Origin of the sequence: Rhodococcus sp. 06-156-4, from assembly GCF_002259345.1 — a bacterium.
In the GTDB taxonomy this organism is placed as follows: Bacteria; Actinomycetota; Actinomycetes; order Mycobacteriales; family Mycobacteriaceae; genus Rhodococcoides; species Rhodococcoides fascians_E.
The window spans coordinates 1-11,440 of record NZ_NPGB01000032.1; the positions used below are offsets into that span (position 1 = coordinate 1).

The 11,440-nt window shown below is 65.4% G+C and carries 12 protein-coding genes and 1 pseudogene; 4 read left to right on the top strand and 9 right to left on the bottom strand.

Going from position 1 to position 11,440, the window contains the following annotated elements; translation table 11 throughout:
* From CH290_RS30815 to budC, 3 genes and pseudogenes are all read right to left on the bottom strand, one after another.
* Window positions 1–141: NAD(P)-binding protein (locus CH290_RS30815; protein ID WP_170947493.1), on the bottom strand; the 141-nt coding region annotated here is incomplete at its 3' end.
* Between the two features lie 232 nt (window positions 142–373).
* Window positions 374–685 (bottom strand): hypothetical protein, encoded by a 312-nt coding sequence (locus CH290_RS24525; RefSeq protein ID WP_230594019.1) that lies wholly within the window; start codon window positions 683–685, stop codon window positions 374–376.
* Window positions 686–775: 90 nt separating this feature from the next.
* Window positions 776–1,592, bottom strand: a pseudogene (budC, locus tag CH290_RS24530) (meso-2,3-butanediol dehydrogenase).
* Between the two features lie 32 nt (window positions 1,593–1,624).
* On the opposite strand from budC, the gene CH290_RS24535 reads away from it, so the two are divergent.
* From CH290_RS24535 to fabG, 3 genes are all read left to right on the top strand, one after another.
* Window positions 1,625–2,560, top strand: a complete 936-nt coding sequence (locus CH290_RS24535) for a lysophospholipid acyltransferase family protein (RefSeq protein ID WP_033190333.1) — start codon at window positions 1,625–1,627, stop codon at window positions 2,558–2,560.
* 14 nt (window positions 2,561–2,574) lie between these two features.
* A complete protein-coding gene (locus CH290_RS24540; RefSeq protein ID WP_019666872.1) occupies window positions 2,575–3,309 on the top strand; it encodes a 1-acyl-sn-glycerol-3-phosphate acyltransferase in 735 nt (244 codons plus the stop codon).
* Window positions 3,310–3,377: 68 nt separating this feature from the next.
* Entirely contained in the window at window positions 3,378–4,136 is a 759-nt protein-coding gene (gene fabG, locus CH290_RS24545; protein ID WP_019666871.1) for a 3-oxoacyl-ACP reductase FabG, read from the top strand.
* Window positions 4,137–4,179: 43 nt separating this feature from the next.
* Here fabG and CH290_RS24550 read toward each other — a convergent pair whose 3' ends face one another.
* The 4 genes from CH290_RS24550 to CH290_RS24565 form a co-directional block, all read right to left on the bottom strand.
* A complete protein-coding gene (locus tag CH290_RS24550; RefSeq protein WP_080748788.1) occupies window positions 4,180–5,091 on the bottom strand; it encodes an SDR family oxidoreductase in 912 nt (303 codons plus the stop codon).
* A 164-nt stretch (window positions 5,092–5,255) separates the two neighbouring features.
* On the bottom strand, window positions 5,256–6,101 hold the full coding sequence (locus CH290_RS24555; protein ID WP_026348093.1) for a 3-hydroxybutyryl-CoA dehydrogenase: 846 nt from the start codon (window positions 6,099–6,101) through the stop codon (window positions 5,256–5,258).
* Between the two features lie 5 nt (window positions 6,102–6,106).
* On the bottom strand, window positions 6,107–7,264 hold the full coding sequence (locus CH290_RS24560) for an acyl-CoA dehydrogenase (RefSeq protein ID WP_019666868.1): 1,158 nt from the start codon (window positions 7,262–7,264) through the stop codon (window positions 6,107–6,109).
* A gap of 133 nt (window positions 7,265–7,397) precedes the next feature.
* Entirely contained in the window at window positions 7,398–8,093 is a 696-nt protein-coding gene (locus CH290_RS24565; protein WP_020112381.1) for a TetR family transcriptional regulator, read from the bottom strand.
* A gap of 123 nt (window positions 8,094–8,216) precedes the next feature.
* Between CH290_RS24565 and xylB the strand changes: the two genes are divergently transcribed.
* On the top strand, window positions 8,217–9,605 hold the full coding sequence (gene xylB, locus CH290_RS24570; protein ID WP_033190321.1) for a xylulokinase: 1,389 nt from the start codon (window positions 8,217–8,219) through the stop codon (window positions 9,603–9,605).
* Window position 9,606: 1 nt separating this feature from the next.
* Here xylB and CH290_RS24575 read toward each other — a convergent pair whose 3' ends face one another.
* Both CH290_RS24575 and CH290_RS24580 read right to left on the bottom strand, forming a co-directional pair.
* Window positions 9,607–10,680 (bottom strand): SDR family oxidoreductase, encoded by a 1,074-nt coding sequence (locus tag CH290_RS24575; RefSeq protein ID WP_033190320.1) that lies wholly within the window; start codon window positions 10,678–10,680, stop codon window positions 9,607–9,609.
* A gap of 35 nt (window positions 10,681–10,715) precedes the next feature.
* Entirely contained in the window at window positions 10,716–11,432 is a 717-nt protein-coding gene (locus CH290_RS24580; RefSeq protein ID WP_170947496.1) for a sulfite exporter TauE/SafE family protein, read from the bottom strand.
* Window positions 11,433–11,440 lie beyond the last annotated feature (8 nt).

An 11,440-nucleotide genomic window follows, 5' to 3' on the forward strand; every position in this document is an offset into this window, starting at 1 on the left:
CAGCGTGACGTCGACGTTGGCCTTGCGCAGTTGTTTCGCCGCGAAGAGACCGCCGAACCCGGAGCCGATGATGACGACGTGATGCCGATGTACTCGCTGGGCGAGTGCGGGAGTCAGGTCAGGCGTGGTGGATGCGGACATTGGTTGTGTCCTTCTTCGGTTCGGGACGGTCGGGTGCGAGGCCGTCGTGTGTGCTGTGTCACTATGGTGCTTGAAGACTACACCAGTCCATGTGCGAATGTTAAGACAATTTCGCCGACACTTTCGACCGTTTCGTCGAGGCGGTGGATGGGACATCCGGACACAGCACACAGCACACAGCACACAACGCCATCCGCGGTTCGCGGACGGCGCTGTGGATCGTTCGGGTGAATCAGTCCTTGTGCGGTGTCCGCTCACCGGTGTCGGGATCGATGTCGAGCACCACGTCGGGAGAGTCGGGATGGTAGAGGACGGGCCGAGCCGCCGTGGCGCGCTTCGCGCCGGCGCGTAGTAGAAGGACGCCGGACGCCACCAGCACGATCGTTGCGATACCGGCGATCCATACCCATCCCTCGAAGCCACCTGCGAGTGCGGTGATGAACAACGCGGCAGCGACGATGCCGGACATCACCAGGATGATTCCGGTGCGGTTCTCTGCGGTCTTGATCCAACGCGGACCGGGCGCGGTCTTGTTCTTGGCCATGACGAGTAGTCCCTTCGGGTTGCCTGGGCCTGAGATACCCGCTGGGAGATCGTTCACACAACCTGTGCTCGATTGCGGACGAGTCGATCGTCAGGCCGGCGGCCGGGGAGTCCCGACGGATGCAGTGGTGCCGCCGTCGACTGGGACGATCACGCCCGTCATGTAGGCGGCGTCGGGTGAGGCGAGGAAGAGTGCCACGCGCGCAATGTCTTCCGGCTCGCCGACGCGGTCGAGGGCGACGCGGTCCATCAGTGCGCCGCGGAATGTGGGGTCGTCGAGGCGGGACTTCGTCTGTTGGGTCGCCGTGAACGCGGGGGCGATGGCGTTCACCCTGATCCCACGTCGTCCCAGATCCAGAGCGAGGCTCTGCACCAAGGTGTTCACGCCGCCCTTCGTCGCGTTGTACGCGAACTGGCCCCAGTCGCCGCCCAGGCCGGCGACCGACGACATCGCGATCAAGTTGCCTCCCGATCGTTCGAGGTGGGGAACCGTGGCTCGCGCGATGGATGAGCGCGTCGAGATTGACCGCGCGCATCCGGTCCCACGCCGAGTGGTCGAAGTCGTCGATGACCGTGGGTTCGCTGAGTCCCGCGTTGTTGACGACGACGTCGATTCGGCCGTGTCGCGCAACGATGTTCGCCACGACGCGGTCGACCTCGTCGCGTTGCGTCACGTCGACGACCCACGCCGATGCTCGGTCTCCCCAGCCGGCGACGGTCTCCCGCAGTGTGGCGTCGGACCTGCCGAGGACGCATACCGTCGCACCCTGTTCCAGGAACGCGACAGCGACGGCTCGGCCGATACCCGAGCCGCCGCCGGTCACGACGACCACGTGCTCGGCGTAGGGATACGACGCCCATGCGATGGCCATTGGTACAACCTCCCGATCCGTGCTTTGTATGGACATTAGTTCTTGACGGGGTGGAGTACGGTTCGGGTATGAGTGATGCAGATCACCGGAGTGAGGAACTGCAGGAGCAAGCTCAGCGGCAGGCCGCGGCGGCACGGGTGAAGATGAAGCACCGCCGCGACCGGCAAGAAGGGGGATTGGGGGGATACGTCGCCGAACGGGCGGGGGACTGGGATCTGGACGATCAGAACACGGCCGCGATGGATCGGCAGGTGCGGTTCTGGCGGTTCGTCACCGACAAATGGTTCCGGATGGAGATCGACGGATGGGACAACATCCCCGACCCTCCGGTGCTCGTCGTCGGAGTCCACACCGGAGCACCGTTCGTGTGGGACGCGTGGACTGTCGGTGCCCAGTGGTGGCGACGCTTCGGCGAGAAGCGGACTCTGCACGGCACAGCGCACGACGCGCTGATGGCGTTCCCCGTCATCGGAACGGTGTTTCGCGCGATGGGTGTGCTTCCGGCCGCCCCGGACTCCATGGCGACCGCACTGGCCGAGGGCCGCGACGTCATCGTCTGGCCGGGCGGCGAAGTGGACTCGCTGCGGCCGTGGAGCGAACGCGATGTCGCAACCCTCGGCGGGCGAACGGGTTTCGTCAAGATGGCGATCCGCATGGGCGTTCCGATCGTCCCGGTCGCGACGGTCGGCGGGGCCGACGCGATGCCCGTGCTCGTTCGAGGTGACAGGCTCGCGCGAGTGCTGGGACTCGACCGGATCGCACGGCTCAAGGTGTTCCCGATTGCACTGTCTCTGCCGTGGATCATCGCCCCCGCGGCGCTCCCTCAGATTCCGCTTCCGGCGAAGATCCGCACCAGGTTCATGCCGGCGATCACCGTCGACCACGACCCGACGCGCTGCGAGGACGAGGACTACGTCGACGCGAAATACGAGGAAGTGCGCGCGCTCATCCAGAGCGGAATGGACGACCTCGCGACGAAGCGTCGGTTTCCGATCTTCGGGTAGCTAAGCTTCCCTCCATGGATCGACCCGCGGTAATTCTGGAGAACGACACCACTGTTTACGACTTCTATCTGCGCCACCAGCAGAACCGTCAGGTCGCGAGATTGGCCTACGCAACGCTGGCCAGGCGCTTCAAGCCGCGCGTGAGCTACCCCGAGGGCGCACGGGAGGAACTGCGTCGCCTCGTCTACGACGACACGCGCCTGATCATTGCCGTCAACCACCTGTCGGAGACGGACCCGTACACCGTCGCCGCGACGGCATGGGCGTCGCCGCTGCGCCCGGTCATCGGACGGACACGGGTGCTGGCCAAGGACGAGCTGTTCCAGGAACCCAAGCAGCGCAGGCGGATCGACATGATGGGCGGAATACCGGTGTTCCGCGGGAAGAATCACGGAATGCGGGCCGTCAGCGCGGCAGGCAACCGCATGATGGACGTCAGTGCCGAGCGGGTGCGACGCGGTGACGACTTGGCGATCTTCCCCGAAGGAACCTGCAACCTCGAGGATCCGACGAAGGTGCAGAAGGTGGGCAGCGGCATCGGCCACATCGTCTCGCGCGTTCGTGCGCTCGGCGTCGAGCCGGTTCTGATCTGCATCGGGCTGAGCTACGGCGACCCGCAGAAGCTCAAATCGGCGAGCGTGTACATCGACACTCCGATCACCGATCTGCCGGAGAAGCCGTTGCACATCACGCGCACCGTGTCCGACGGTATGCAGCAGGCCCTCGACGGCGCGGTGGCCGCTTACTGAGCGGTCACTCGGTTGTTGGTAGAACAGGTGACAGAGGTTTCATCCATCGCAACTTCAGGGAGACGCACGTGAGTGATGCAGTCAAGACCGCAGTGGTGACCGGAGCAGCACGGGGAATCGGCGCGGCGGTAGCGAAACGCCTGGCCAAGGACGGATTCGGCGTCGCCGTCGTCGACCTCGACGAGGCAGCATGTTCCGATACCGTCGGAGCGATCCAGTCTGCGGGCGGGCAGGCTGTTGCCATCGGTGCGAACGTCGCCGACGAGGAGTCGGTCAAGACCGCGGTGGACCGCATCGCCACCGAGTTCGGCGCACCGACCGTGCTGATCAACAACGCCGGAATCACGCGCGACAACCTGCTGTTCAAGATGACCGTCGAGGACTGGGACTCCGTTCTGGGCGTGCACCTGCGTGGTTCGTTCCTGATGACCCGTGCAGTTCAGAAGCACATGATCGACGCGAAGTGGGGTCGCATCGTCAACCTGTCCAGTACGTCCGCTCTCGGTAACCGCGGGCAGGCCAACTATTCGGCCGCCAAGGCAGGCATGCAAGGGTTCACCAAGACCCTGGCCATCGAGCTCGGCAAGTTCGGCGTCACCGCCAACGCCATCGCTCCCGGTTTCATCGAGACCGAGATGACGGCTGCCACGGCCGAACGCGTCGGCGTGCCGTTCGAGGACTTCAAAGCCGCTGCAGCGTCACAGATTCCGGTCAACCGAGTCGGCAACCCCGACGACATCGCACACCTCGCGTCGTTCTTCGTGAGCGAGGGTGCAGGATTCATCTCCGGTCAGGTCGTCTACGCCGCCGGCGGCCCGAAGGACTAGCGGCCGTGGGAGGTCTGCCTACCCGGCAGACCTCCCCTCCGCTCTACGGCGTCGGCATTCCGCCGTTGACGTTGAGGGTCTCACCCGTCACGTAGCCCGATTCCGCGGACGACAGGTAGACGTAGGCCCCGGCGAGTTCGGCGGGCTGACCGGCGCGGTCGATCGGGGTCTCCTTGCCGAACTCCGGCAGAGCCGACGTCGGCTGCCCTCCCGACGCCTGCAACGGCGTCCAGAACGGGCCGGGCGCCACGACGTTCACTCGAATTCCCTTGGGCGCCAACTGCTGCGCGAGGGCCTTGCTCATCGTGTTGATGGCCATCTTGGTGGTGGCGTAATCCACCAGGCCGGGCGAGGGGGTGTACGCCTGGATGGAACTGGTGTTGACGATGGTCGATCCCGGCGGCATGTGCGGAACAGCCTCCTGAATGGTCCAGAACAGTGCGTAGACGTTTGTCTTGAACGTCGCATCGAACTGCTCGGAGGTCAGGTCGGCCAGATCCTCGACGAACTGCTGCTTCCCGGCCACCGTGACGAGCAGGTCCAGCCCACCCAATTCCTCGACCGCTGTCCGGACTATCCCGCGGGCACCCTGCTCGTCGGTCAGATCGGCAGGCGCGAGTACTGCAGTGCGTCCGGCGTCGCGAATCAGCTGCGCGACTTCCTGCGCATCCTTCTCCTCGGACGGCAGATAATTGAGCACGACATCCGCGCCCTCACGCGCGATGGCAATGGCCGCAGCGCGTCCGATGCCCGAATCGGCACCGGTGACAAGGGCTTTGCGTCCCGCCAGCCTGTTCGTGCCACGGTAGGTGTCCTCGCCGTGATCGGCCTTCGGTTGCAGATCCGAGGCCAGACCCGGCGGATCCTGATGCTGCTCGGGGTACCCCTCCTGACGGTACTGCGTCACAGGATCGGTGAATGTGTATTGGTCCGTCACGGTGAATGCGTCTCCCAAACGTGGAGTGTGAATGCGAACCGGTGTCTCGATTCAGTACTCCCGCTGCTTTCCCTGCAGTCATGCGTCGCAAACGCATGACTGCGCCACAGCAACCGTCTGAGCGTTGTGCAGGGCTGTCAGAAAGCCACAGTGGCGCAGTCATGCTGCGGTGGAGCGGTGGATCAGTAGGTGTAGAAGCCTTGACCGGTCTTGCGGCCGAGCTGCCCGGCTTCGACCTTGCGTCGAAGCAGCGGAGGCGGTGCGTAGTGGGTCTCGCCGAACTCTGCGTACAGCGATTCCGCGACGGCCAGGGTGACGTCGAGGCCGACGGTATCGGTCAGGCGCAAGGGTCCCATCGGGTGGGCGCACCCGTTGACCATGCCCTCGTCGATGTCCTCGGCGCTGGCGAAGCCGGATTCGAACATCCTGATCGCGGACACCAGGTACGGGATGAGCAGAGCGTTGACGATGAACCCGGCCCGGTCTCCGGAGCGGATCGTCTTCTTGCCCAGCGTGTTCCCCGCGTACTCGGTCACGGCGGCGACGGTGTCTTCGCTGGTCACCAGGCTCACGACGATCTCCACGAGCGGGAGCACCGGAACGGGATTGAAGAAGTGCACGCCGACGACCTGGCCCGGCCGCTTCGTGGCGTTCGCCATCTTGATGACCGGGATCGACGACGTGTTGGTCGCGAGGATGCCCTCGGGCTTGACGATGGAATCGAGCTTGCCGAACAGCTCCAGCTTGAGCGACTCGATCTCCGGTGCGGCTTCGACGACCAGGTCACGGTCCGCGAAGTCCTCGATGTCCAGCGTCAACGAGATTGCCGCACGGGCTTTCTCGGCTGCGTCGGCCTCGATGCGTCCGGATTTGACTGCGCGAGCGAAGGACTTGTCCAGGCGTGCCTCGGCTGCGTCGGCGGCTGCCTGGCTGGTCTCGAGAACGATGACCGACGAGCCCGCACGCGCAGCGACCTCGGCGATACCGGCACCCATGGTGCCGCCGCCGATGACTCCTACCAGTTCGATGGTGCTCATTTCAGCAGCGCCCGGGACATGACGACACGCTGGATCTGGTTGGTGCCCTCGTAGATCTGCGTGATCTTGGCGTCGCGCATCATGCGTTCGACCGGGAAGTCGGTGGTGTATCCGGCGCCGCCGAACAGCTGAACGGCGTCGGTGGTGACCTCCATCGCGACGTCGGACGCGAAGCACTTCGATGCGGCGGAGATGAATCCGAGGTTCTTCTCGCCGCGCTCGGCGCGGGCAGCCGAGGTGTAGACCATGAGGCGCGCTGCTTCGACCTTCATCGCCATGTCGGCCAGCATGAACTGCACGGCCTGGAAGCTCGAGATGGACTGGCCGAACTGCTTGCGGTCCTTTGTGTATTCGATCGCAGCGTCGAGTGCGCCCTGTGCGAGGCCGACAGCCTGAGCGCCGATCGTGGGACGCGTGTGATCGAGAGTCTGCAGCGCAGTCTTGAAGCCGGTGCCGGGCTCGCCGATGATGCGGTCGCCGGGGATCTTGCAGTTCTCGAAGTAGAGCTCCGCCGTCGGCGAGCCCTTGATGCCGAGCTTCTTCTCCTTCGGGCCGACGACGAAGCCCTCGTCGTCCTTGTGCACGATGAACGAGCTGATGCCGTTGGCACCCTTGTCGGGGTCGGTGACGGCCATGACTGTGTACCAGTCGGACTTGCCGCCGTTGGTGATCCAACACTTCGATCCGTTGAGGATCCAGTCGTCACCGTCGGCTGCGGCGCGAGTCCGCATGCTGGCGGCGTCGGAACCCGCCTCACGCTCGGACAGGGCGTAGGACGCCATGGCGCCGCCGGCGAGCGACGGCAGGACCTGCTTCTTCAGCTCGTCGGAGCCGTTGAGGATCAGGCCCATGGTGCCGAGCTTGTTCACTGCGGGGATCAGCGACGAGGAACCGCAGACGCGGGCGACCTCTTCGATAACAATGCAGGTGGCAACCGAGTCCGCTCCCTGGCCTTCGTATTCCTCGGGGACGTGGATGGCGTTGAAGCCGGAGTTGTTGAGAGCCGTCAGCGCCTCCTCCGGGAAGCGAGAATCCTCGTCGACCGCCTTCGCGTGCGGGGCGATTTCCTTCTCGGACAGCGCGCGGATGGCTGCGCGCAGCTCGTCGTGCTCCTCCGGAAGGCGGAAGAGGTCGAAGTCCGGATTACCGGCCATGGTGCAACTCCTACGGCATAGATCGGTAGGCACTCAGTGCCACGTATGAGTCGAGACTACGGCAGACTTGGACATTCGAGCAAGGTTTCCTGGCACTGGGTGCCAGGCTCCGCTCGCCCGACAAGCCGAGATGTCACCCGTCCAGGTGCTCCCCGAGTGCGTCGACGACGGCCTCGGTCGATGTTCCCCGCCGGAACACGGCCACCACTACGTCGTCGGATCGGCCCTCGGAGTCGGCAGAGTCGGTGCCTGCCCCTCTTGCCGAGGACCCGTATCCCTCGCGCACCGTGCTCAAGGCGGCCCGCAGGTCGCCGGGCGCGGTGTCGATGCCGTCGCGAATCATGCGCCGGAGTACGTAGTTGTGGGTGGCTGTGACCGTCGCGCAGAACTGGATCGTTTCGAGGTGCGAGTGGTCGGGGGCGGCGCTGCGCAGGTAGTCGACGAACAATCGCTCGTACTTGAACACGGTCACGATCTCTCGGTCGCGGAGCGCCGGATTCTGGTGCACCACCTGGTAGCGGAGTCGGGCGTACTCCTTCCAGTCGGTGAAACGATCGAAGACGAGCTGGGCGGCGTCGCACACGGCAACCCAGGGATCGTCGTGTTCGGCGTCGAGGAACGCGGCGGCCTGAGCGAGGAGGATCTCGTGGTCGACGAAGATGACGTCGTCCTTGCCTTTGAATTGACGGAAGAACGTACGACGCGAGATGCCCGACGCCTCGGCGATGTCGTCCACCGAGGTGGCGTCGTATCCGCGGACGGAGAACAGGTCGAGTGCGGCCTTCGCCACGGTCAGACGAAAGGCCTCGGAGTCCTCGGTGTCACGCATAGCTGACGAAGGTATCCCAGTTTCGCGAGTGTCGAGAACTCCTACCTACGGAATCGGCTGTGTCGTTCGTCCGGGCCGGTAGAGTCGACTGAACCGTTTCTCGCGCTGGAAGGATCTTCGATCTTGGCTCTCGTCGCAGGTATCGACTCGTCCACTCAATCGTGCAAAGTCTTTGTACGCGATGCGGATTCGGGAGAGCTCGTTCGTAGTGGGCGGGCGTCGCACCCGTCCGGAACCGAAATCGACCCGGCCGAATGGAAGAAGGCGCTCGACACCGCTGTCGCCGACGCGGGTGGACTGGAGGACGTCGACGCCGTGTCCGTCGGCGCTCAGCAGCACGGGATGGTCTGTCTGGACTCGTCGGGCGACGTCGTTCGGCCTGCCCTCCTGTGGAACGACACACGGTCGGCGCCGTCGGGTGCGGACCTGGTGAACGAGTTGGGCGCGCAGGGGTGGGCCGACGCGGTCGGCGTGGTTCCGCTGGCGTCGATCACGGTGACGAAGCTTCGGTGGCTTGCGGACAACGAACCGGAGAACGCAGATCGCACTGCAGCGGTGTGTCTTCCGCACGACTGGCTGAGTTGGCAGCTTGCCGGCGCCCCGGGTCTGGACGCGCTCGGCACGGACCGCGGCGACGCCAGCGGTACCGGGTACTTCTCGGCGGCGACCGGACAGTACCGACACGATTTGCTGGAACTGGGATTCCGCGGCCGCACGCCCCGATTGCCCCGAGTTGCAACGCCGTTCGAGCGTATCGGCGAGACGGCAGGCGGTGCGGTGATCGGTCCCGGTACCGGTGACAATGCGGCAGCCGCACTCGGATTGGCTGCTCGCCCAGGCGACGTGGTGGTATCGGTCGGCACGTCGGGTGTCGTCTCGGCGGTGACCGACGTCGCCGCGGCCGACCCGTCGGGAATCATCGCCGGTTTCGCCGACGCGACCGGACGTCAGCTGCCGTTGGTCTGCACGTTGAACGCAGCCAGAGTGCTCGACGCAACGGCGTCGCTGCTGGGCGTCGACCATGCAGAACTGTCCCGGCTCGCATTGGCGACGCCGAGTGACGGCCTCGTTCTCGTTCCGTACCTCGAAGGCGAGCGGACTCCCAACCGGCCGGACGCATCCGGGGCCGTTCACGGTCTGCGCCTGGGTAATTCGACGCCGGGTCACCTGGCCCGCGCAGCCGTCGAGGGCCTGCTGTGCGGGCTCGCCGACGGCATCGACGCACTCCGGGATGCCGGAATCGAGACCACGCGAGTCCTGCTCGTCGGCGGCGGTGCCAAGTCGGCAGCACTGCGTGAGCTGGCGCCTGCCATTCTCGGTATGCCCGTCGTGGTTCCGGAGCCGGGCGAGTACGTCGCCGACGGCGCCGCCCGCCAAGCTGCATGGGCGTTGGCGCAGACTCCCGAGCCGCCGCAATGGGAGTCGGCGCCCGCCCGCACCTACGAGGCCGATCCGACGCCGTCGATCCGCGCACGGTACGCAGAGGTCAGGGACCTGACCGAGGGGGTGTAGGTCAGGGGATCAGTCGGGCGTCGCGGTAGCGCTGCACCACCGATGCGATGCCGTCGGGTGTCGATCGGAAGCCGAGGAATCCGGCCTTCTTGGACTTGTTCATGTCGGTGAGGCATTCCATGTCGCGACCGAGATCGCCGTCGGTGTGCCACCAGGATGCGAGCTTCGTGACGTCGGGTTCGACCAGATCGTGCGTCGCGGCGATACGTGCCCACGTCTCGGCGGCATCCGCCATCCGAGGTTCGAGCGGGCGCGGTTCGCCGTCGTACCCTTCGGGCTCGACACCGAACATCTCCGCGAACTGCGGCCACATCCAGCGCCAGCGGAACACGTCGCCGTTGGCGATGTTGAACGCTTCGTTCCTACCGTTGTCGTTCGACGATGCCCACACCATCTGTTCGGCGAGCAGGTCCGCGTCGGTGAGGTCGGTCAGACCGTTCCACTGGGTGTCGGACCCGGGAAAGACGAAGGGGGTGCCCGACTCGGCGCAGATCGAGGCGTAGACGGACAGGGTGAGCACCATGTTCATCGCGTTGCCGACGGCGAAGCCGGAGATCGTGTGCGCACGGTGCACACTCCACGTGAAGTCGTACTTGTCCGCTCCGGCGAACAATTCGTCTTCCTGGGCGTAGTAGAAGTTGGGTGTGTCGAATCGCTCTTCCGACTCGTGGAACGGGGTCTCGGCCATCACGGCTTCGCCGTAGGCGTCGAACGGCCCGAGGTAGTGCTTGAGGCCGGTCATCAGCGCGACGTGTTTCACCGTTCCGGACGGCCCGAGCACGTCGAGGACGTTACGCAGTGTGGCCGAGTTGACCTCGATGTTCTCTTTCTCGGAGTCCTTCTTCATCCATGCCGTGAAGAAGACGATGTCGGGGTTCACCTCGGCGAGAGCGTCGGTCAGGCTTGCGGTGTCGAGCAGGTCGGCCGCCACGGGCGTGACGCCGTCGACGGGGGTCTTTCCGCTGCGGCTGAGCCCGTAGGTGGTCCAGCCTTTCGCGAGGGTCTCGCGGCACAGTGCTTGACCGGAGATTCCGGTGGCACCGACGATCAGGGCGCGGTGTCGGGGTTCGCTCATGTCCCGTAACTACCCAGTTGGTGAGTAGTTGACACTCACAGGGTGACGAGCTGCTGTCCGATCAGGACGACAGCACCGATGGTCGACACCGCGATGGCGGTGAGTCTCAGCCGCCTCCGGTCCATCAGTCGGTTGACGAAACGAGACAGTACGTAGCCGAGGATCGTGGCCGGCGCGAGCAGAACGAACAGCCAGGCCGTGTGGCCGTCCACCGCCCCGGCGGCTGCGAGAGCGACCAACGACATGACGGATCCGACGAGGAAGAACGCGCTCATGGTGCTGCGGAGCTTGGCACCCGTGTTGCGCTGCCACACCAGCGCCATGGGCGGACCGCCGATCGACGTGGCGGTGCCCAGCAGGCCCGAAGCAGCTCCCGCCACCATCAGATTCCGCCTGCGCGGCAGGGGAATCCATCCGAACGACGTCAGCGCGATTCCGAGGAGAACAACACCCGCGAGCATCAACGCCAATCCACGCTCCGGCAGTGCCACCAACAGCAACGCCCCGAGAATCGTGCCGGGAACCCGGCCGGCGAGCGCCCAGCTGGCGCCGGAGAGATCCAGTGACGTTCCCTCCTTGATCAACACCATGGTGCTGACCAGAATCGCCAGCATGATCAGGGTCCCGGGCACGAGGCCCGGGTCGACGATCGCGACGATCGGCGCCGCGAGCATTCCCATGCCGAATCCGATCGACGCCTGCATGCACGACGCGAACAGGATCGCGCACGCCACCACGGCGAACCCGGACAGCGGCAGAT